Source organism: Ruegeria lacuscaerulensis, assembly GCF_013034685.1.
Taxonomy (GTDB): domain Bacteria; phylum Pseudomonadota; class Alphaproteobacteria; order Rhodobacterales; family Rhodobacteraceae; genus Ruegeria; species Ruegeria lacuscaerulensis_B.
Genome location: NZ_WQGO01000003.1, coordinates 563,022 through 585,756 on the forward strand (window position 1 = coordinate 563,022; position 22,735 = coordinate 585,756).

Annotated in this window: 17 protein-coding genes; 6 read left to right on the top strand and 11 right to left on the bottom strand. The window is 58.4% G+C overall.

Annotated elements, in window-relative coordinates:
• Positions 1–31: 31 nt before the first annotated feature.
• From GOV80_RS10480 to acs, 4 genes are all read right to left on the bottom strand, one after another.
• Complete coding sequence (locus tag GOV80_RS10480) at positions 32–1,816, bottom strand: sodium:solute symporter family protein (protein ID WP_170769492.1); 1,785 nt, start codon at positions 1,814–1,816, stop codon at positions 32–34.
• A 15-nt stretch (positions 1,817–1,831) separates the two neighbouring features.
• Positions 1,832–2,116, bottom strand: coding sequence for a DUF4212 domain-containing protein (locus GOV80_RS10485; RefSeq protein ID WP_170769493.1), 285 nt, complete (start codon positions 2,114–2,116; stop codon positions 1,832–1,834).
• Positions 2,117–2,301: 185 nt separating this feature from the next.
• Positions 2,302–2,985, bottom strand: a complete 684-nt coding sequence (locus GOV80_RS10490; RefSeq protein ID WP_170784511.1) for an adenylate kinase — start codon at positions 2,983–2,985, stop codon at positions 2,302–2,304.
• Positions 2,986–2,992: 7 nt separating this feature from the next.
• Positions 2,993–4,957: an acetate--CoA ligase gene (gene acs, locus GOV80_RS10495; protein ID WP_170784513.1), complete on the bottom strand. Its 1,965-nt coding sequence runs from the start codon at positions 4,955–4,957 to the stop codon at positions 2,993–2,995.
• Between the two features lie 429 nt (positions 4,958–5,386).
• Here acs and GOV80_RS10500 point away from each other — a divergent pair, with 429 nt between their 5' ends.
• From GOV80_RS10500 to GOV80_RS10510, 3 genes are all read left to right on the top strand, one after another.
• Positions 5,387–6,403, top strand: a complete 1,017-nt coding sequence (locus GOV80_RS10500; protein ID WP_170784515.1) for a C4-dicarboxylate TRAP transporter substrate-binding protein — start codon at positions 5,387–5,389, stop codon at positions 6,401–6,403.
• 63 nt (positions 6,404–6,466) lie between these two features.
• Positions 6,467–7,096 carry a TRAP transporter small permease subunit gene (locus GOV80_RS10505; RefSeq protein ID WP_170784517.1) on the top strand — a complete coding sequence of 210 codons (630 nt, stop codon included), beginning with the start codon at positions 6,467–6,469 and terminating at the stop codon, positions 7,094–7,096.
• Entirely contained in the window at positions 7,097–8,500 is a 1,404-nt protein-coding gene (locus GOV80_RS10510; RefSeq protein ID WP_170784520.1) for a TRAP transporter large permease, read from the top strand.
• A 131-nt stretch (positions 8,501–8,631) separates the two neighbouring features.
• Here the strand turns inward: GOV80_RS10510 and GOV80_RS10515 are convergent, their stop codons facing one another.
• Both GOV80_RS10515 and rocF read right to left on the bottom strand, forming a co-directional pair.
• Positions 8,632–9,675, bottom strand: coding sequence for an ornithine cyclodeaminase (locus GOV80_RS10515; RefSeq protein WP_170784522.1), 1,044 nt, complete (start codon positions 9,673–9,675; stop codon positions 8,632–8,634).
• Positions 9,675–10,595, bottom strand: a complete 921-nt coding sequence (gene rocF, locus GOV80_RS10520; protein ID WP_170784524.1) for an arginase — start codon at positions 10,593–10,595, stop codon at positions 9,675–9,677. Before rocF ends, GOV80_RS10515 begins: the two co-directional genes overlap by 1 nt.
• A gap of 86 nt (positions 10,596–10,681) precedes the next feature.
• Between rocF and GOV80_RS10525 the strand changes: the two genes are divergently transcribed.
• Both GOV80_RS10525 and mprF read left to right on the top strand, forming a co-directional pair.
• Positions 10,682–11,110 carry an Lrp/AsnC family transcriptional regulator gene (locus GOV80_RS10525; protein WP_170769501.1) on the top strand — a complete coding sequence of 143 codons (429 nt, stop codon included), beginning with the start codon at positions 10,682–10,684 and terminating at the stop codon, positions 11,108–11,110.
• Between the two features lie 102 nt (positions 11,111–11,212).
• Complete coding sequence (gene mprF / locus GOV80_RS10530) at positions 11,213–13,822, top strand: bifunctional lysylphosphatidylglycerol flippase/synthetase MprF (protein ID WP_170784525.1); 2,610 nt, start codon at positions 11,213–11,215, stop codon at positions 13,820–13,822.
• A gap of 3 nt (positions 13,823–13,825) precedes the next feature.
• Here mprF and GOV80_RS10535 read toward each other — a convergent pair whose 3' ends face one another.
• The 4 genes from GOV80_RS10535 to GOV80_RS10550 form a co-directional block, all read right to left on the bottom strand.
• Positions 13,826–15,388, bottom strand: coding sequence for an efflux transporter outer membrane subunit (locus tag GOV80_RS10535; RefSeq protein WP_170784527.1), 1,563 nt, complete (start codon positions 15,386–15,388; stop codon positions 13,826–13,828).
• Between the two features lie 11 nt (positions 15,389–15,399).
• Entirely contained in the window at positions 15,400–16,545 is a 1,146-nt protein-coding gene (locus GOV80_RS10540; protein ID WP_170784529.1) for an HlyD family secretion protein, read from the bottom strand.
• Positions 16,546–16,566: 21 nt separating this feature from the next.
• The gene (locus GOV80_RS10545; RefSeq protein WP_170784531.1) at positions 16,567–16,929 is read right to left on the bottom strand and encodes a DUF3302 domain-containing protein; all 363 of its coding nucleotides are present in this window, start codon (positions 16,927–16,929) and stop codon (positions 16,567–16,569) included.
• 65 nt (positions 16,930–16,994) lie between these two features.
• On the bottom strand, positions 16,995–17,774 hold the full coding sequence (locus tag GOV80_RS10550) for a DeoR/GlpR family DNA-binding transcription regulator (protein WP_170784533.1): 780 nt from the start codon (positions 17,772–17,774) through the stop codon (positions 16,995–16,997).
• A gap of 198 nt (positions 17,775–17,972) precedes the next feature.
• On the opposite strand from GOV80_RS10550, the gene glpD reads away from it, so the two are divergent.
• Entirely contained in the window at positions 17,973–19,547 is a 1,575-nt protein-coding gene (gene glpD / locus GOV80_RS10555) for a glycerol-3-phosphate dehydrogenase (protein WP_170784535.1), read from the top strand.
• 50 nt (positions 19,548–19,597) lie between these two features.
• Here glpD and GOV80_RS10560 read toward each other — a convergent pair whose 3' ends face one another.
• Positions 19,598–22,735 (bottom strand): efflux RND transporter permease subunit, encoded by a 3,138-nt coding sequence (locus GOV80_RS10560; protein ID WP_170769508.1) that lies wholly within the window; start codon positions 22,733–22,735, stop codon positions 19,598–19,600.

Consider the following 22,735-nt stretch of genomic DNA (forward strand, 5'->3'; position numbering starts at 1 on the left):
TTGGCAATGGGCCAATGGGCCGCATCAGGGCTCAGTGATCCTGAGCTGCACCCGCGCCACGGGGAATGCGGATGCTTTCGACCATATCTTTGATCTCCTGCGGGGTCTCCTTGGTCGCGCCGGCTACAAAGTAGGCGACGGCAAAGTTGACCATGGCACCGATCGCGCCGAACGAGGTCGACTTGATCGGACCCAGCAGCGGGTCAGCATCGGTGAACGAGTTGGTGCCCGGAATGAACAGCCAGCCCTTGTGCAGGAAGATGTAGACCAAGGTGACGACCAGACCAGCCAGCATACCTGCAACCGCGCCGGTGTTGTTGATGCGGGTCGAGAAGATTCCCATCATCAGCGCCGGGAAGATCGAGGCTGCCGCCAGACCAAAGGCCAGGGCCACCGTCTGCGCCGCGAAGCCCGGAGGATTCAGACCCAGCCAGGTTGCCACGGCGATGGCGACTGCCATTGCGATCCGCGCCGACAGAAGCTCGCCTTTTTCCGAGATCTGCGGGTTGATCGCGCCCTTGATCAGGTCGTGAGACACAGCCGACGAGATTGCCAGCAGCAGGCCCGCAGCGGTCGATAGAGCAGCGGCAAGACCGCCGGCAGCGACCAGACCGATCACCCAACCTGGCAGGTTGGCGATCTCGGGGTTGGCCAGAACCAGGATGTCACGGTTGAACTTGGTCAGTTCGTTGCCCGCCCAGCCTTTTTCTTCTGCAATCGCGTTCAGAGCGTCCGACTTGTCATTGTAGTACTGAATTTTGCCGTCGCCGTTCTTGTCTTCCCAGTCCAGCAGACCGGTTTTCTGCCACGTGGCCATCCAGTCATAGCGCGCGTCGTTGTCGATCTGTTCAACCGAAACAGCGCCACCTTCGATGCCACCGTTCGGCCACATCATCTCACTGATGTTCAAACGGGCCATTGCACCAACAGCAGGAGCAGTCAGGTACAGCAGCGCGATGAAGACCAACGCCCAGCCAGCGGACCAACGCGCGTCAGACACTTTCGGCACGGTGAAGAAGCGCATGATGACGTGGGGCAGACCCGCAGTACCGATCATCAGCGACAGGGTGAACAGCACCATGTTCAGCGTGTTCGAGTGGTGGGTGGTGTATTCGTTGAAACCCAGCTCGGTCACGATGGCATCCAGCTTGGTCAGCAGGGGCTCACCGCTTGCAGTGTCACCAAACAGACCCAGCGCCGGAACAGGCGTGCCGGTCAGTTGCAGCGAGATGAAGATTGCCGGGATGGTATAGGCAGTGATCAGAACGCAGTACTGAGCGACCTGAGTGTAGGTCACGCCTTTCATCCCACCAAACACCGCATATGCGAACACGACAGCTGCACCGATCAGCAGACCCGAGGTGTTGGAAACCTCAAGGAAGCGGCCAAAGGCCACGCCAACGCCGGTCATCTGGCCGATAACGTAGGTAACCGACGCAACGATCAGACAGATCACCGCAACGATACGGGCAGTCTGGCTGTAGAAGCGGTCGCCGATGAATTCCGAAACGGTGAACTTGCCGAACTTACGCAGGTAAGGGGCAAGCAGCAGAGCCAGCAGCACGTAGCCACCGGTCCAACCCATCAGGAAGGTCGAGTTGTCATAGCCGGTGAAGGCAATCAGGCCTGCCATCGAGATGAACGAGGCTGCGGACATCCAGTCCGCCGCAGTCGCCATACCGTTGGTGACCGGGTGAACGCCGCGATTAGCGGCGTAGAATTCAGATGTGGACCCCGCTCGGGCCCAGATCGCGATGCCGATGTATAGCGCAAAGGACGCGCCAACAAACAGCAGGTTGATGGTAAACTGATCCATAATCCCCGCTCTCCCTTAGTCTTCTTCCACGCCGTGTTCGGCGTCCAGCTTGTTCATGCGCCAGGCGTAGTTGAAGATCAGCACCAAAAAGACCAGGATCGATCCCTGCTGGGCAAACCAAAAGCCCAGATCGGTGCCGCCAACCGAGATGCCGGACAGCAGCGGACGCAGCAGAATGCCGAATCCAAAAGACACCAGCGCCCAGATCGCGAGGCTGATGTAGATGAGACGCAGGTTGGCCTGCCAATAGCCCTTATCGGCCTCGGCAGTCTGCGCGGAGTTTGTGGTGTTATCCGCCATTGCGGGTTCCTCCTTCGCTACCTCGTTGGCGGCCCGTTGCCCAACTCCTCCAGTGCGTTGGACCGCTTCTCGAATGTGCCAAACGCCCCGTGACGTCCGGCAAAACTTCCCTGGTCCGCCAAGGCGGGTCCATTGAAGTATTCTGTTTTAAGGATCAAAGCCCGGTTTAGGCTTATCTCCTCCCCTTAACTCATGACCCCGCGCACAAGCCCTTGCAGGTCGTTGGCGATGGCGTCGATTTGGCCCATGGCATCAATGCCTTGCAGCACGCCTTGGGCTTGGTAGTAGTCAATCAGCGGTGCTGTCTGCGCGTGATACGCAGTCAGGCGCGACGCAACGGTTTCGGCGTTGTCATCCGCGCGACGCTTGAACTCGGTGCCGCCGCAATTGTCGCATTTGCCTTCAACAGCAGGCACTTTGAACGTGTCGTGATAGCCTTCACCACACATGGCGCAGGTGTAACGGCCCGAAATGCGCGCGACCATTTCGGCGTCCTGAACCTCAAGACTAATCGCGGCGCTGATCTTTTGATCCGATGTGGCCAGCAGCCCGTCCAGCGCCTTGGCCTGAACGGTGGTGCGGGGGAAACCATCAAGGATTACCCCTTTCTGGCAATCCGGCTTGGCCATTCGGTCGCGCAGGATGGCGATGACGATCTCGTCGCTGACCAGATCGCCCGCTTCCATCACGGCTTTGGCGGCTTTACCTGCGTCGGTGCCTGCGGCAACGGCCTCACGCAGCAAGTCGCCGGTGCTGAGCTGAACCAGACCGAATTTATCTTCCAGCATCCGAGCCTGCGTGCCCTTCCCGGCGCCCGGAGGGCCGAGAAGGATCAGAACAGCGGGGGAGGTGGTAACGGCAGCGTCCATCATTCCCTCACTTATTCGCCCGGTTTTCGATCAGGTCTTCGACGACCGACGGATCGGCGAGTGTCGAGGTGTCGCCCAGAGAGCCAAAGTCATTCTCGGCGATCTTGCGCAGGATGCGACGCATGATCTTGCCCGAGCGCGTCTTCGGAAGGCCCGGCGCCCATTGGATCACGTCCGGTGAGGCAATCGGCCCGATCTCGGTCCGTACCCAGGTGCGCAGCTCTTTCAGCAGCTCATCTGAAGGTTCACGATCATTCATCAAGGTGACGTAGCAATAGATGCCTTGCCCTTTGATTTCATGCGGGTAGCCGACCACGGCGGCCTCGGCCACGGCCGCATGTGCCACCAGTGCACTTTCGACCTCGGCCGTGCCCATACGGTGGCCCGAGACGTTGATCACGTCATCAACGCGGCCTGTGATCCAGTAATCGCCATCTTCGTCCCGACGGCAACCGTCGCCGGTGAAGTAGTAGCCTTTGTAATCCGAGAAATAGGTCTTCTCGAACCGTTCATGGTCGCCCCAGACGGTGCGCATCTGACCGGGCCAGCTGTCCTTGATGCACAAAACACCCTCAACGCCGTTGCCGTTGATTTCGACACCGGATTGCGGATCCAGCACCACGGGCTGCACGCCAAAGAAGGGTTTCATCGCCGAGCCGGGCTTGGTCGCATGTGCGCCGGGCAGGGGGGTCATCATGTGGCCGCCGGTTTCGGTCTGCCACCAAGTGTCTACGATGGGGCATCTGCCCTTGCCGACAACATCATTGTACCAGTTCCACGCCTCTGGGTTGATTGGTTCACCCACAGTGCCCAGCAGACGCAGATCGCTGAGGTCGTGCTTTTCAACGAACTCATTGCCCTGACCCATCAGGGCACGGATCGCGGTGGGGGCGGTGTAGAACTGATTGACCTTGTGCTTGGCGCACACCTCCCAGAAACGACCGGCGTCGGGATAGGTGGGCACGCCTTCGAACATCAGCGTCGTCGCACCGTTGGCCAGCGGGCCATATACGATATAGCTGTGGCCCGTGACCCAGCCCACATCCGCCGTACACCAATAGATGTCGCCCTCGTGGTAGTCGAACGTGACCTCATGAGTCAGCGCGGCATAGACAAGATAGCCGCCGGTTGTATGCACGACGCCCTTGGGCTGACCGGTCGACCCGGAGGTGTAGAGGATGAACAGAGGATCCTCGGCATTCATCTCAGCCGGGGCGCAATAATCGTCCGCCTCAAGCGCCATTTCGTTGTAGTCATAGTCGCGATCGGCAATCCAAGTGGTTTGACCATTGGTGCGCTTGACGACCAGACATTTGACGGTGTCCTTGCAATGCAGCAATGCCGCATCCGCATTGGATTTCAGAGGGGTTTTGCGGCCACCGCGCGGGGCTTCATCCGCGGTGATGACAACCTTGGCGTCGCACCCATTGATCCGCGCTGCCAATGCGTCCGGAGAAAATCCAGCAAAAACAATGGAGTGGATGGCGCCAATACGGGCGCAGGCCAACATGGCATAGGCTGCTTCTGGGATCATCGGCAGGTAGATGACAACGCGGTCGCCTTTGCGCACGCCCAAGGATTCCAGAATGTTGGCCATCCGGCAGGTGCGGCGGTGCAACTCGGCATAGGTGATGTGCTGAGCCGCGTCGTTTGGATCATCCGGTTCCCAGATGATGGCGGTCTGATCGCCGCGTGTTTCAAGATGGCGATCCAGGCAGTTGGCCGAAACGTTCAGCGTACCATCGGCATACCAGTTGATGCCAACCGAACCGAAATCATAGCTGACATCCTTGACCTGCGTGAACGGTTTGATCCAGTCGACACGCTTTCCCTGCTCGCCCCAAAAGGCGACAGGGTCGTTGACGGAGGCTGCGTACATCTCGGAATATTTGTCAGCATCGACATGTGCACGCGCAACGGTTTCTGCAGTTGGCGGATAAGCTTTGGCATCTGCCTGGGCAGCGGTTGTCATTCTGAGGCTCCTCCCTCTAGGACTGAAATTGACGGGCTCGATTTTGCCTGCTGATTTGGCAATGTCGACCCGCATCCTCCCCGTACCGAATAATACGGAGAACTGAAAACAAGGGAATAAATTACAGAAAACTAAGGATTAGTTTGTAAATAAATTTCTTGATTCCTGTTAAATTAGAAAACAAATTTGTAAAATGGATGAAAAATAATATAGAAACATATAGTTGATTGTAACAATTGAAAAGCGTGACAGCTGGCTTCTGATCCATAGGCAATAGGTATTTGAAACTCATCTTTTAGTTGTTAGCGCCAAACGGAACCGAGGAACACGGGCACGCGTCCCGCTCTGGGGGTTGGCACTTTAAGATGTTGGCGCTAGCTTTGCTTGCAAGCGCCCTGGGGAAGGGGCGCAAAAAAGGGAGAGATCACAATGAAAAAGATGCTGAGCGGTGCGGCTGTTGCCGCTTTGACCGTCGCCTTCGTGTCTGAGGCCGCAGCAACCGAATGGAGCGCTTCGGTCTGGGGTAAACGCCGCGCCTTTACTGAGCACGTTGAAAAACTGGCCGAGTTGGTCAGTGAAAAGACCAATGGCGAGTTCACCATCAACGTCAGCTATGGCGGCCTGTCCAAACCGCGCGAGAACCTCGATGGGATCGAGATCGGCGCGTTCGAGATGGCGCAATTCTGCGCGGGCTATCATCGTGACAAGAACCGGGCCATCACGGTGCTGGAGCTACCGTTCCTCGGGGTGAACAACCTGGAAGAAGAGGTGGCCGTCAGCCACGCTGTTTACGATCACCCGGCGGTGAAAGATGAGATGGCTCAGTGGAACGCGCGTATCATCATGACCTCGCCCATGCCGCAGTATAATCTGGTCGGCACCGGCGATCCGCGTGACAAGCTGGCTGATTTCGACGGCATGCGTGTGCGTGCGACCGGTGGTCTGGGTCAGGCATTCGAAGCGGTCGGAGGTGTCCCGACCTCGGTTCCCGCGACCGAGGCGTTCAATGCGATGGAATCGGGCGTTGTCGACACGGTGGCCTTTGCCCAACATGCTCACCTGTCTTTCGGCACCATAAACGAGGCTGATTGGTGGACCGCAAACCTCAACCCCGGCACGGTCAACTGCCCGGTGGTAGTGAATATCGACGCCTATGAAGCCCTACCGGCCGAACATCGAGAGGCACTGGACAGTTCGATTGATGAGGCGATTGATCATTACCTCGCCAACTATGGTGGCCTGCTGGAACAGTGGGACAGCGTCCTGTCCGAGAAAGGCGTCGCAAAGGTCGAAATTGACGATGCAGTGATCGAGGAGTTCCGCACCAAGGCGGCAGATCCGATCCGCGAGCAGTGGATAGCGGACATGTCGGCCCAAGGTCTGCCTGCGCAGGACCTCTATGATCTGGTTCAGGCCACGCTGAAACAACAGCGCGGCGGCAACTGATCGCATCGTCCGGGTGCCTCATCGGCGCCCGGACACCCATAAAGACAATAGGGGATCACCGGCATGGCAGGACAGGCCACGGTGCTTGAGGATGGCAGTCGTCTCAGCCGTCTGGATCATCAATTATTGCGATTGGAACGGTTCCTTGCCCTGATCAGTGGGATAGCTGTATTTGGGCTGATGGTTTTGGCCGTGGTATCGGTTAGCGGGCGTAACGCGTTCAACGCACCTTTGCCTGGCTATGTGGACTGGATCGAACAGGCCATGCCACTGATCGCGTTCCTTGGCATTTCCTTTGTCCAGCGGGATGGCGGGCACATCCGAATGGATATCGTCATCTCGCGCCTGCACGGGCGGGCGCTGTGGCTGTTCGAACTGATCTCGGTCGTATTGATCCTTGTTCTGATGCTAGCCCTTGTCTGGGGCAGCTGGTCCCATTTCGACCGCTCGTTCGATTTCGGCGCACCGTTGTGGAGCCGTGACAGCTCAATCGACATCGGTATTCCGCTCTGGCCTGCCAAACTGTTGGCTCCGGTTGCTTTCTCGGTGCTTGGCTTGCGGCTGATCCTGCAAATCTGGGGTTATGGCCGCGCCTTTGTCTTAGGGCTGGAGAAACCAGTGGCCGTGCCGCTGATACAGGATGTCGCCGCCCAGGCGGCTGCCGAGGCCGAGCAATTCGAAGGGCAGGACTAGATGGACACGATTGATATCGGCCTGTGGGTCACAGGCGGCCTTCTGGTTCTGGTCGTCACTGGGATGCGCGTGGCCTTTGCGGCAGGTTTGGCAGGTCTGGTTGGGCTGGTCTGGATTTTCTGGGCCAAGTTCGGCTATGATCCCGACCGCTTTGGCAAAGCACTGACCGTGGCTGTCAAAACGGCGGGGCAGGTGCCTCATTCCAAGGTTGCGGCCCATACGCTCAGCCTGATCCCGACCTTTATCCTGATTGGCTATCTTGCCTACTATGCAGGTCTGACCCGAGCGCTATTTGAAGCTGCCAAACGCTGGGTCGCCTGGGTGCCCGGCGGGTTGGCGGTGTCCACCGTCTTCGCCACGGCTGGCTTTGCGGCAGTGTCGGGCGCTTCGGTCGCCACTTCTGCCGTGTTTGCGCGCATCGCCATCCCCGAGATGCTGAAGGTCGGATACAATAAACAATTCGCGGCCGGCGTCGTCGCTGCTGGCGGAACACTGGCCTCGCTGATCCCGCCATCTGCGATTCTGGTGATCTATGCGATCATCGTTGAACAGGATGTCGGCAAACTGCTGTTGGCCGGTTTCATCCCCGGCGCATTTTCAGCGGTCATTTACGGTCTGCTGATCGTTGGCATCGCCGTGATCTTCAAATCAGTTGGTCCACCCGTTACTGGGTTCACTTGGAAGCAGCGCTTTGCGGCACTGCCCGGTGCGTTCCCAATCGTCGCCGTGATCCTCATCATCATCTGCTTCGTCTACAACCCTTTTGGCGACAAGGCCTGGGGCACCCCCACCGAAGGTGGCGCGATCGGAGCCTTTATCGTCTTTTGTTTTGCGCTGTTTCACGGAATGCGTTGGACGGAATTGAAGTCGGCCCTGCTGGAAACAGCCAAGCTGACGGCGATGATCTTCTCTATCATCTGGGGCGTTCTGATCTATGTTCGGTTCCTCGGGTTCGCGGATCTGCCCGGTGCATTCTCGGACTGGATCACATCGCTTGAGATGTCGCCAATGCTGATCCTGATCTGCATCCTGCTGGCTTACGCGGTCCTGGGCATGTTCATGGACGCCATCGGGATGCTGCTGCTAACGTTACCGGTGGTGTACCCCGCGGTCATGGCGCTTAACGGCGGTGAAACCGTCAGCGCGGCTGAAAGCGCCTTTGGGATGTCTGGCCCGATGTGCGCCATCTGGTTCGGTATTCTTGTGGTGAAAATGGCCGAGTTCTGCCTGATAACCCCACCCATTGGGCTCAACTGCTTTGTGGTTGCAGGGGTCCGCCCGGACCTGAGCGTTCAGGATGTTTTCAAAGGCGTGACACCGTTTTTCATCGCAGACGCCGTCACCATCGCGTTGTTGGTGGCGTTCCCTGGTATCGTGCTCTATCTGCCGTCCTTGGCTGGGTAGCAGGTAATTTGCGAGGCTCTGCCTCGCGCTCCGGGATATTTTTAGCCAGATGAAAAGCGGATCCGTACTTCATCTGGCCCCAAATATCCCGGGGGAGTCGCCCGCAGGGCGGCGGGGGCAGAGCCCCCTGTTTAGCTTGCCCGCATCAGCATACCATAGAGATCTCGGGGATCGTCCGGGTCAGCGAGCATATCCAGTGCTTCGAAATAGTCGGTGCCTTCGATTACTGATTTGATATAGCAAAGGGCCGAGAAGTCCTCGATTGCGAAGCCCACACTGTCAAACAGTGTGATTTGCTGGTTGTCCTTGCGACCCGCAGCTTGACCGGTCATGACCTGCCAAAGTTCAGTAACGGGATGATCGGGGTTCAGCGCCTGAATTTCGCCTTCGATGCGCGTTTGTTCGGGGTACTCGACAAAAATGTCCGAGCGCAGCAGGATGTCTCGATGCAGTTCGGTTTTACCAGGGCAATCGCCGCCGATGGCGTTGATATGCACGCCAGGGCCGACCATGTTGTCGGTCAGGATTGTCGCGTATTTCTTGTCGGCCGTACATGTGGTGATGATCTGAGCACCCTCGATGGCGTCTTCGGGCGTTTTGCATAGCACAACCGTCAGGCCAGAGTTTTTTAGGTTCGCCGCACATTTTTCGGTTGCAGCGGAATCGGTGTCGTACAGACGTACCGAGGTAATTCCACACATGGCCTTGAATGCCAGGCACTGAAACTCGGATTGTGCACCATTGCCGATCATCGCCATGGTTGTGGCGCCCTTTGGTGCAAGGTAACTGCCGACCAGGGCAGATGTGGCAGCAGTGCGCAGGGCGGTCAGCAAGGTCATCTCGGTCAGCAGGGTGGGATAGCCGGTATAGACATCCGCAAGCAGGCCGAAGGCGGTGACCGTCTGGAGCCCTTCGGATGTGTTCTTGGGGTGTCCGTTCACGTATTTGAACCCATAGGCCTCGCCATCAGACGTCGGCATCAGCTCGATCACGCCATGGGGGGAATGAGCGGGAATACGGGGCGTTTTATCGAAACTTTCCCACCGCTTGAAATCTGCTTCGATGCGGGCGGCGATCTGGGTGATCATGCGCTCAAGGCCGATATGGTGCACAAGGCGCATCATATTGTCGACTGACACAAAGGGCACGAGGGCTTTGTCTGAGGGTTGGGTCATCAGAAACTCCGGGTCGGGCGGTCGAAGATGCGCCGCCCCATCAGCGACGCAGCCAAATCGACCATCAGTTTTGCAGTACGGCCGCGCTCATCCAGAAACGGGTTGAGCTCGACTAGATCGAGCGAGCAGACCAGCCCGCTTTCGTGCAGCAATTCCATCACCAGATGCGCCTCGCGCTCGGTCGCGCCGCCGGGAACGGTAGTGCCGACCGCCGGGGCGATGGAGGGGTCGAGGAAATCAACGTCGAGCGACACATGAAGCAGGCCATTTGCGGCGCGGACTCGATCCAGAAAGGCCATTAGCGGGGCCTTGATCCCGTGTTCGTCGATGCTGCGCATATCGGCCAGCATAGCACGGTCCTGTTCCAGGCGCGCGCGCTCGGCCGGGTCTACAGATCGCAAGCCGATCATGCCAACGCGATCGGTCGGCACGGGGGTTGTGACCTCGGGAAAGGCGTCAAAACCCGATTGGCCGGTGAAATAGGCGACCGGGGTGCCGTGCAGGTTGCCGCTATCGGTGCTGTCGGGGGTATGGAAATCGCTGTGGGCGTCCAGCCACAGTACAAAGAGGGGACGGTTCAGCTGTTGAGCGTGCAGGGCCATGCCCGAAACGGTGCCCATCGACAGCGCGTGATCGCCGCCCATGAAGATCGGCACGCCTTTGGGTGCTGTTTCAAGCGCGGCGCGCTGCAGTGCTTTGGTCCAGCCGACGCATTCCGGCAAAGCGAAAAGGTGCGCGTGTTCCGCCAGATCGGTTTGGTCGGGTCGGACATCTCCGGCATCGAGAACCGAGTGGCCGAGGTCTGTCAGCGCCGTCTTCAGCCCGGCGACGCGATAGGCGTCTGGGCCCATCCGGCAACCTTGGCGGCGTTTACCGGCATCCATGGGGGCACCGACGAGTATGATGTTTTCCGTGGTCATGTTTCTATCTAGCCATTCTCTTTGACTTGCGAAAAGCCATCAAATTGTTCAAAATGAAAGCTGGTCATCCGAAATGGGAATGAGCAATGGACGATCTGGACAATCGCCTGCTGAGCGCTTTGCACCGTGACGCGCGTGCCTCTCTGTCTGAGCTGGCCGAGACGTTGGGCGTGACCCGCACAACGGTGCGCAGCCGGTTGCAGCGCCTCAAGCAATCGGGCGAGATCGTAGGGTTTACTGTTCTCACCCGGCGTGACGTGGCGCAAAGTCCGGTGCGCGGGTTAATGATGCTGGAAATCGAAGGGCGCGGAACCGAACGCACCATGTCGCGAATTGCCGCGATGCCACAAGTGCGCGCGGTGCATTCCACCAATGGAAGCTGGGATCTGATTGCAGAGATCGGAACCGATACGCTGGCCGAGTTGGACGCAATCCTGTTCCAGATCCGCCGGATGGAGGGGATCACCCGGTCCGAGACCAATCTGTTGCTGTCCACGCGGAAAGGCCGGGTGTAACCCCTTCTGACGCTTTGCGCTTTTGCGAAACTATGCGAAGGTCCCCCTGCGCGACTGTTGCGCGCCAATGACGATTGTCACGCCTTTGAGCAGAGGGATGGAATGACCACGCAGGACACTGAGCAAGAGCTCTGGGCTGTACGCTGGGCCGAGAAGATCACCGGCTTTCTGGAAAAGCCGCTGGTGCGGATCGCGGTTCCGATTCTGGTGACATTGATCGCGCTGGTTGTTCTGCATGAACTATCTGCCCACGTGAAATGGGGGGATGTTCAGACCGATGTGGCGAACACATCGTGGAAGCTGATGTTCTTCGCTTTGTGTTGGACGGCGTTCAGCTTTCTCGCGTTGTCGATGTATGATGTTCTGGCGGTGCAAAGCGTGGCGGATGGTGAGGTGCCGTTGCCGGTGGCTGGGATGGCGGGGGCCTGCGGCTATGCCGTCTCGAATTGTCTTGGTTTTTCATACATTACCGGGACGGCGATCCGGTATCGCATCTATGCATCGCTGGGGCTGGACCTCAGCCGGGTGGCGGGTGTCATTGCGACGTCTTGGATTGCGTTCTGGTCGGGCATGGTGCTGCTGCTGGGCACACTGCTGACCATGCACCCGGACGGGATTTCGAAAATCCTGCCGATCAGCCCAACGCTGGAGACTGTGATCGGCGTGACGCTTCTGATCGCGCTGGCGGTTCTGCTGTTCTGGCTGGCTAAAGGTGGGCGCAGGCTGGCTTATGGAGGGCTGGGCTTCAACCTGCCCGGAGGTCGGCTGGCCGGGCTTCTGACCGTAGCGGCCATCTGCGATCTGTTCGGGGCGTCGATGACTCTCTACGTACTGATGCCGGATGATCTGGGCGTTGGTTTCCCGTTCTTCTTCGCGATCTATATCGGCGCGATTGCGGTTGGAATACTGAGCCATGCGCCGGGGGGTATTGGCGCGTTTGAGGCGACGCTGATCGCTGGTTTGGGCGCTTCCGGGCGCTCGGATGTGATTGCGGCATTGTTGCTTTATCGTCTGGTCTATACGTTCCTGCCTTTTGCCATCGCCGCTGTCTCGATCGCTGTGGTCTCGGGGATCAGTCATCGACGTCACATCACGGGTGCGGCCACATGGGTGTACCGCCTGATGCGTCCCATTGTGCCTATGGTTGCCGCAGGCGTGGCCGCCGTGGCCGGGGCCATATTGCTGCTGTCCGGTGCGCTGCCTGCAAGCAGTCAGAAACTGGGCGTTCTACGGGATGTGCTGCCCTTATCCTTTGTTGAGGCGTCCCATCTGGCTGGCAGCGCCATCGGAGTTCTGTTGCTGTTGGTTTCGCGCGGGTTGTTTCGCAAGCTCTACCGCGCGTGGATCGTCGCCATGCTGTTGATGGTGGCGGGGTTTGTTGCCTCGCTGACCAAGGGGCTGGACACGCATGAGGCGATTGGCATGGTCGCGGCCATCGCGTTGCTGGCGACGTTCAAGGACGCGTTTTATCGGGTCAGCGGCGCGTCGATCTTTCGCCTGAACATCCCCTGGCTGATCAGCGTTTTTGCCTTGCTGGCCGTAATCTTCTGGATCGGCCTGTTCGCTTATTCTCATGTGGAATACCAAAACGCCCTATGGTGGGAGTTTGCGTGGAACGGTGACGCCTCACGGTTCCTACGCTCCAGCCTTGTGGTGGCGGTGATCCTTGGGGTGGTGGCGGTGACGTCTTTGTTCGGGCGTGAAATTCCTGTGCCGGAGCGCACCGAGATCCCCCCGGTGGTCGAACGGTTGGTGATGCAGAGCGAGGATACCGAATCCCAGATTTCCCTGACCGGGGACAAGCAGTTCCTGATCGCCCCCGATGACAGCGCCTTTCTGGCCTATGCCGATACTGGAAACGCGCTGATCACCAAGGGGGAGCCTGTAGGCGATGAAAAAGCCGGACAGCAACTGATCTGGCAATTGCGCGAGATGGCGGATCGCGAAGGCAAGCTGTGCGCATTCTACAGTGTCTCGACCAAATACCTGCCGACCTTTCTGGACCTCGGCCTGTCGATCCTGAAAATAGGCGAGGTCGCGCGGGTGCCGCTGAAAGACTTCTCGCTGGACGGCAAGTCGCGCAAGCGGTTCCGGCAGGCCAAGAACCGGGCTGAGCGCGAAGGCTATGTGTTCGAGATCATCCCGAAAGAGGACTTGGCCCCATACCTGCCAGAACTGCGTCAGGTTTCAGACGACTGGCTGGCGCAGAAAGCGGGCGAGGAAAAGGGCTTTGCCCTTGGTGGGTTTGACGATGCCTACCTGTCCTATTTCGACCACGCTGTGCTGCGCGACAAGGAAGGGGGGCGGATCGTGGCCTTTGCCAACTTGTTCCAGGGCGGTCAAAAATCCGAGCTATCGCTGGACCTGATGCGCTATGAACCCGATAGCCCCAGCTTTGTCATGGACGCGCTGTTCGCCGAGATGATGTCATGGGGGTCTGAGCAGGGCTTCCAATGGTTTTCACTGGGCGCGGCACCGTTTTCGGGGATCGAGAACCGGCAACTGGCCTCGATCTGGAACCGGATCGGAGGGTTCGTTTATGAGCATGGCGAGCAGTTCTATCACTTCGAAGGGCTGCGCAGTTTCAAGCAAAAGTTTGATCCGGAATGGAGCCCGAACTATCTGGCCAGCCCCGGTGGTCTGGCTGCACCTCGTATTTTGTACGAGGTGAATATCCTGATCTCGGGCGGGTTGCGGGGCCTCTCCAAATAAGCGCTAATTCAGGCTGGCTTGCTGCGGTGTCTCCCGCAGCAAATCACCCCAATCGGTTCGATAGGCCATCTCGGCCAGAACCGTTTCGGGCAGGAATTCCTGATTTTGCCGAATCTGCCAGCCGCCACCCAGCCCTTTGTAGACCGCTACCAGATTGCTGGACACCTGCTGACGCGCTTCGATCAGGTTTGCCTGCGAATTCAGCAGCGCGGTCTGCGTGTTCAGGATGCGGGAATAGTCCGCGATCCCGTCTCGGTATTGATCCACCGCGATCTCGGCTGCCCGGCGCGAGGCGGCGACGCTGTTTTCATAGAACCCCACCTGTTTGCGCGATTGGGTATAAGCGACCATGGCGCTTTCGACCTCGGAATAGGCGGTCAGCACAGTGTTCTGATAATTTGCGATCAGCGCCTGATAGGCGGCGTCCTGCGCCCGGACATTGTTCTTGATCCGCCCGTAGTTCAGCACGTTCCACACCACGCCCGCATTGGCCAGTCCTGTGGAGCTGGCCGAGGTGAACAGGTCACGCCCACCGGACGCCTGCACCCCGATCGAGCCGGACAGGATGAACTGCGGATACAGATCCGCCATGGCGATCCCGACCTGCGCAGATTGCGTGGCTGCCGCCAGTTCCGCTGCGCGCACATCAGGACGGCGACGTAGCAGTTCAGCCGGAACACCCACGGCGACGTTTGACCGGGCCGAGGGGATACGCCCTGAATTGCCCAACAGACTGGTCATGCGCGAGGGTGTCGCGCCCAGCAGAACCGCCATCGCATTCTTGGTTTGTTGCAGATCGCTTTCCAGCGCGGGCACCAGTGCTTTAGTGTTGTTCAGAAGGGCGGTGGATTCCTGCACATCCAGTTCGGTCGTGACGCCATTGTTGAACCGCAACTGGGTCAGGTCCGCCGATTCCTGTTGCAGCCGGATGTTTTCCCGCGCGACCGCCAGCGATTCCTGCAAGGCGCGGATATTGACATAGAGCGCGGCAACATCGCCCGTCAGCGTCACCAGCGCATCGTCGTAATTGGCCACCTGCAACGCAAGATTGGACCGCGCCGCCTGCACGCCGCGCCGTTGCTGGCCCCAGACGTCCAGTTCCCACTGCGCGTCAAACCCGGCTTGCGATGTCGAAAACTCGGTGTCCAGCGGGATGATCTCGCGAATATCGGCAATCGGGCCGAGGTTTTCGCTGACCTGACGCCGCTCGATCGAGGCGCCGATGGCCTGTGATTGCGGGTACAACTCGCCAAACGCGATGCCCAACTGCGCACGGGCCTGCAATACGCGAGCCCCGGCCACCTGCAGGTCGAGGTTCTGGGCATAAGCCTCGTTGATCAATCTGTTGAGAGTTGGGTCATTGAATGTCTCCCACCATTTGACCACGGGCGCGCTGCGCGAGGTCAAACCGCTGGGTCCGGCACTGGGGCTGTTGACCTCGATCCATTCCTTCACGACCGGTGAGTTCGGGCGCACGAAATCCGGCCCTACCGGTGCGCATCCGGCCAACAGGGCGGCGCATAGCACGGTGCCCATCAGTTGGCGGGTCAGGCGGGTTCGTTTCATGCGCTATGTCCTCAGATATCCAGCGGGCGGATGAAGTTCGCGAATGAGTAGAGGCGAATGTTGATGCGCCGCAGGAACTCAAAGCTTTTGCCCTGACCGGTATAGATTGCGACCGCCGCGTGACCGCCTGCGGGGAAGGTGTGACCATCCGGAATATCGACTGAGATTTGCACCGCAATGCGGCCCGGCAGTTTAGGCAGCTCAAAGCCGGGTAGGCGGCCCGAGGGCAGGTATTGCCCCTGACGGGTGGCCCACCAGATCGCTTCGACCTTGCCGGTGAGGATTTCCCCGGGATAAAGGTCCAACGCGACCTCAACCTCTTGCCCCGGCTCGACGAATTTTAAGTTCTGCTGGCGGTAAGTCGCCAGAATATAAGGGTTGTCGGTGGTGACAAAGCTGGCAATTGCCCCCAGACGCAGGTCACCGACGACAAGCCCGGGTCGGGCCTGCTGTGAAACGATCATGCCATCTTCGGGCGCGTAGATCGTGGTGTTGTCCAGATAATACTGCGCCTTGTCCAACTGTGCCTGCGCCTGAAGGATACCGGTATTCACCCCGTCGATCTGCGATGCCTGTGCCAATTCGGCCTTTTCCAGATTGGCTTGTGCCTCTTTGATCTTGGCCTCATCTTCCGTGACTTGCTCGTTCCAGCGATCCAGCTCATCCTGACGCGCACCGCCTGCGGGGACAAGGTTCTGATATCGCGTCTGCTGGGTCAAAGCGTATGCAAGCTGCGCATTGGCGCGTTCGACCGCTTCGCCTGCCGCGATGACATCTTGTTCAAGGATCTTCGCATTCTGCTGCGCGGCTACAAGCTGGGCCTTGGCTTCATCCACCTCAAGCGAAAAGACAGTGTCGTCAAAGCGGTAGAGGGGATCGCCCTTTTTCACTTGCGTGTTCGGCTCGACCAGAACTTCGGTCAGCAGGGTGGGGCCGGTCAGACGCGGTACAATCTGGATGGTCGAACGCACCACATGGCTGTCGATGGAAAACGGCTGGAAGAAGCGCAGGGCGACCAGAAAGATCAACAACAGATGCGCGCCGACCCAGAAGGACACGATCCCCCATGCAATGTTGAACTTCAGCCATTGCAGTTTGAAGAAAATGAGCCAAACGAAAATAAGATAAAAAAGCGTAATGCCGAGGGCGACAAACATCGTGTGGAGGGTCCTTTGGCCTTAGCTTTTCTGCGGCTCATCTGGATCAAGCGGATCGCGGTATTCTTCATTCAAGGTACCACCCAACCGTTTGATCTCCTTGCGGATCGCGTCGCGTTCGTCGTCCGGCATCCGGCGGATATCGACGGTGGTTCCATCATGGAAGGCCCAGATGAAGGCATGTACCCACGGCACGATGGCCAGAAAGCCCATCCAGCCCATGATTTTGACGGCCTCGGCATGCGGATGGTTGCGCTTGATCGCGATGCGACCAGGCAGCCCCATGATGAACAAAAACAGCGCCATGACTGCGCCCAGCAGCAGGATCAACGCGACAAAAGTCAGATAATCGTAATAGCCAAGGGGTTGGCCCAACAGTCCCATGCTCGTGCCTCCTTGTTGGAAGGTTGCCCCATCCTCAGACGTTGGCACGGGGTTCGTCAATTAAATTATCGGCTGCCGCTCCGCCAGGCGCACAGTTTGACCTTCGTATTCCATTCCGCGCATTTCTTGGCCAGGTCTTCTGCCAGAGGTTGATCGGTGTAAAACACATCGACATTGGTCAGCGAGGCGATCCGCGCGGGCGCAGTTCGCTGGAATTTTGAGTGGTCGGCGACCAGCAGGCTTTGTCGGGCTTGGGCAATGATCGTCTGGCTGACCTTAACCTCCTGAAAGTCGAAATCCAGCAAATCGCCTGCCGCATCCAGGGCCGAGCATCCAATCACTGCGTAGTCAAACTTGAATTGCTCGATCGTCGAGATCGTCAGATCCCCCACCAGCCCACCGTCCGAGCGGCGCAGCACACCCCCGGCGACAACGATCTGGCAGTTTGGGTTTTCGACAAGGATATTGGCGACATTCATGTTGTTGGTCACCACCATCAGGTCTTTGTGGTTCAGCAGTTGACGCGCGACGGCCTCGGTCGAAGTGCCGATATTCATGAAGAGGGACGCACCGTCGGGTATGTCCTGCGCGCAGGCTTGTGCGATCTGAACCTTGGTGTCGGCGTTGAGCGCCCGGCGGTCTTCGTAGCCGATATTCGACACGCCCGAGCGCAAGACCGCACCTCCGTGAACGCGGTCCAGCTTTCCCATGTCCGCCAGTTCAGAAAGGTCGCGTCGGATGGTTTGTACAGTGACATCAAATCTTTGCGCCAGTTCTTCGACCATGACGCGGCCATCGTGTCGGGCAATCTCCAGAATGTCGGATTGGCGGAAGGACAGGGACATTTGAGACTCCGATAAGGGAATGTTCGATTTTATTCCTTTTCAACCTGTTTGCGGGATGTTTCGGTAAAACTGCAAGACCATTTTGCTAAAAGTTCCATTCTGATGCATAAAGCGAACAATAGCGAAAGTAAACATTGACGACTCGAGCGTGCATCTGGTTAATGACGTTGAATTTTCACGTCATGGGCATCTTGAGATATGACTCAGCAAAACCAGCAAGTGACCGACCTTTTCATTATCGGTGGAGGGATCAATGGCTGCGGTATCGCGCGGGATGCCGCTGGGCGCGGATTGTCGGTCATGCTGGCCGAAATGAACGATCTGGCTTCGGCTACATCCTCAGCCTCGACAAAGCTGTTTCACGGCGGGCTGCGTTATCTGGAGTATTTTGAGTTTCGACTGGTGCGCGAGGCTCTGATCGAACGCGAAACTCTGCTGCGGGCGATGCCGCATATCAGCTGGCCGATGCGGTTTGTGCTGCCTTATCACAAAGACATGCGGTTTGACTCTGAGACGCCGACCTCACGGCTGCTTGGCACTGTGATGCCGTGGATGAAGGGGCGCCGTCCGGCATGGCTGATCCGTCTGGGACTGTTTCTTTATGACCATCTGGGCGGGCGCAAAATCCTGCCGGGGACAAGCGCGTTGGACCTAAGCACAGCAACAGAGGGCGCTCCGTTACAGGATCGGTTCCAGACGGCTTATGAATATTCCGATTGCTGGATCGAGGATTCGCGGTTGGTTGTCTTGAACGCGCGAGATGCCGAGGCGCGGGGTGCGCAGATCATGACCCGGACCGAAGTTCTGTCGGCAAAACGCGTGGATGATCTCTGGGAGATCACGCTCAGCGACAAGCGGTCAGACGAGACCCGCACAGTGCGGGCAAAGATGCTGATCAATGCGGGTGGTCCCTGGGTCGGCGATATCATCCAGACTAAAATCCACATGAACTCACGCGAAGGGGTTCGTCTTGTGCGCGGTAGCCATATCGTAACGCCCCGGCTGTTCGACCACGAAAAATGCTACTTCTTTCAGGGTGAGGATGGCCGCATAATCTTTGCCATTCCTTACGAACGGGATTTCACGTTGATCGGCACCACCGATCAGGACCATGCTGACCCGTCTGAACCGCCTGTCTGCACTGAGGCTGAGCAGGATTATCTGTGTGCTTTCGCCTCGCGCTATTTCAAATCGCCGGTGACGCGGGATCAGATTGTCTGGACCTATTCGGGTGTGCGCCCGCTTTATGATGATGGGGCTAGCAGCGCCACAGCGGCCACGCGAGACTATACGCTGAAGGTGAACGCCGTGGGCGGGGCACCTGTGTTGAATGTGTTTGGCGGCAAGATTACCACCTATCGGCGTCTGGCCGAAAGCGCGCTTGAGAAAGTGGCGGAACATTTCCCCGATCTTCCGGGGCCATGGACGGCAGGCGTGGCCTTGCCGGGCGGAGATTTTCCGGTGGATGGCGTGGAAAAACTGATTGGCCAAATTCAGGCAGAGTTTACGTTCCTTGATCGCGGCTGGGCCGAGCGGCTTGTGCGCGCCTATGGCACCGAAGTACGCAACATATTGGGTGATGCGAAAACAACCAGTGATCTGGGCGAAGACTTCGGCGCGACACTGTTCGCGCGCGAATTGGACTGGCTGATGACCCGCGAATATGCCCGCACTGCCGAGGATGTGGTCTGGCGACGCAACAAGCTGGGGCTGAGGCTTACGCCCGAGCAGATTGCGCGCATTCAGGCGTGGATGGATCAAAAACTGGCTTGAACGACCTGTACACAGAAAAAAGCCCCGCTGGTTGAGCGGGGCTTTTTGGTTCAGGCTGTTTCCTCGGATGGGCCGGGGTCGTTCTTGGTGCCCTTGATCCATTCTCGCAGTCCCTGCATCAGGGCATAGAGAACCGGAACCAGAATGACACCGATCAGCGTCGCCGCCAGCATTCCTCCGAACACGGCAACACCGATGGCCTTCTGGCTGGCCGCACCGGCGCCATTGGCGGCTAGCAGCGGCACAACACCAAGCAGGAAGGACAGCGCCGTCATCATCACCGCGCGGAAACGCTGATGCGCAGCTTCGGCAGCTGCTTCCTTAATCGACAGGCCGTTGGCGCGTTGCTCCATCGCAAATTCGACGATCAGAATGCCATTCTTCGAGGCGAGCCCCACAAGCATGATCATCCCGATCTGTGTATAGAGGTTGATGTCACTACCGACGATAGCTACCGCCGCCACCGCCCCGAACAAGGCGACGATCACTGATAGCAGGATCGAGACTGGCAACGACCAACTCTCGTACTGACCCACAAGGAACAGATACCCGAACAAGATTGCCAGCCCCAGGATCACGATCACCAGACCGCCCGAAGCCAGCTGCTGCTGCGCTGTGCCGGTCCACTCAAACGCATAACCGGGGGGCAGGGCGTTGGCGGATTCCTCGGTCATGACAGTGATTGCATCGCCGCTGGACAAGCCGGGGGCAGGAACCGCCGTCACCGTGGCAGACCGGAACAGGTTGTGCCGTTTCAGCAAAACCGGACCCAGCACATTTTCCACGTCGATCAACGTTCCCAAAGGAACCATCTCGCCCTTGGTCGAACGAACATAGAGGTTTGCGATGTCGTCGACCTTGGTCCGGTATGACCCTTCGGCCTGAATCATCACGCGGTAGACCCGGCCGAACAGGTTGAAGTCATTCACGTAATACGAACCCAACTGCGCCTGCATGGTCTGGAAAATCTCGGCCACCGAGACTTGCAGTGTTTTGGCCTTTTCCCGATCCAGATCGACAAACAACTGTGGAACATTGGCGCGGAAGGTTGTGTAGGCCTGTCCGATCTCAGGTCGTTGGTTTGCCGCATAGACAAACGAACCCACGGCCGAGGCCAGATCCTGAGGCGAGCCCCCTCCGGTCTGTTGTACCTCCATCTCGACACCCGCCGACATGCCCAGACCCTGAATGGGGGGTGGGTTGAACGCCACGATCGAGGCTGCAGATTCGCCGTTTGCAATTGCCAGAACTTTGCTCAGGATCGCGTCGGCGGTGAGGTCCGGCTCTTGCCGCTCTTCCCAGTTCTCAAGGTTCACAAAGATTGCGGCCCCGTTGGTCGTCGTGCCGTTCAGCAACGAGAACCCGTTGACTAGAACGGTACTGGCCACACCCGGAATTTCGCGGATCTTGTCGTCGACGCGGCTGGAGACGGTTTCGGTCCGCTCTAGTGTAGCTGCGTCGGGCAGTTGGATGTCCACGAATAGATATCCGTTGTCCTCAAGCGGGATAAAGCCCTTGGATGTGGTGCCCATGATCGTACCGGTGCCCATGGCCAGAACGACGATGACACCTAAAGCCACCACCGGCAGGATCAGCATCTTGCGCACGATGGCGACGTAGCCGCTGCGCACGGTTCCGATGAAGTTTTCGAACATTGCCAGCAGCCCTTTTGGAGGACCGGACCGCGCCCGCAGCACCAGACCGCACAGGGCAGGGGACAGTGTCAGCGCGTTGATGGACGAAATCACAACAGCGGTCGAAATCGTCACCGCGAATTGCGAATAAAGCCTTCCTGAGATGCCCGGCATAAAGGTTACAGGCACGAAAACAGCCAGTAGAACCAGGGTGGTCGCGATCACCGGCCCGGTGATCTGGCCCATCGCCTTGCGGGTCGCCTCGGCGGGGGGCAGGCCTTCTTCGGCGATGATCCGTTCTACATTCTCGACAACCACGATGGCGTCATCCACCACGATCCCGATGGCCAGCACCAGCGCGAACAACGAGATCGTGTTCAGCGACATCCCAAAGGCCAGAAGGAATGCGAATGTCCCGATCAGTGAGACAGGGATGGCCACCGCTGGAATGATCGTTGCCCGCCAACTGCCCAGAAAGACAAACACCACTGAGATCACCAGAATGAAGGTCAGGATCAGGGTCGAGACCACGTCATTCAGCGATTGCTCAACGAAATCGGTGGTGTTGAAGGGCACTTGATATTCAACATCCGTCGGGAAGGATCGCGACAGGCGATCCAACTCGGCCTGAACGCGTTCAGACACGGCCAACGCGTTCGCGCCAGGAGCCTGGTAAATGCCGATGACGGTAGCAGGCACAGCCTGGAAATAGCCCGAGGCCGAATAGAACTGAGCGCCCAGCTCGACCCGTGCGATATCCTTGACCCGTACAATCGATCCTGCCTCACCAGTACGGATCACGATATCACCGAATTCATCGGCCGAGGTCAGTCGGCCCTTGGTCTTGATGGTGTACTGAAATGTTTGGCCCTCTGGCACAGGCGGAGACCCGATAGACCCTGCAGAGACCTCGATATTCTGTTCCCGGATGGCACTGATCACATCGCCCGGCGTGATCGACAAGGCGGCCATCTGATCAGGGTCCATCCAGATTCGCATTGCGTATTCCAGGTTGGTCAGAACATCAGCCTTACCAACGCCCTGAACCCGCGCCAGCGCGTCTTTCAGGTTGATCGACGCATAGTTCGACAGGAAGACACTGTCATATGTACCATTGGGCGATGTTAGCGTGACCAAGAGCAGCATGTTGGTCGAAGCTTTTTGCGTGACGACACCCGAAGAGGTCACTTCGGTAGGCAGCGAAGACATCGCCTGTGCCACGCGGTTTTGCACGTTGACTGATGCGATGTCGGGGTCAGTTCCGACTTCAAACGTAATATTCAGCGAATAGGAACCGTTGTCGGACGAGGTCGACGTCATATAGATCATGTCGTCCACACCGTTGACCTGCGCCTCGATCGGGGCGGCGACGGTGTTTTCGACTGTCTCGGCATTTGCACCGGTATAGGTGGTCGTAACACTGACCACGGGCGGGGTGATGTCGGGGAATTGCGCCACCGGCAGCACCATGTAACCGATGCCGCCCATGATGGTCAGCACCAGCGAAATGACAAGCGCCAGCTTGGGCCGGCTGATGAACAGGGCAGAGAACAT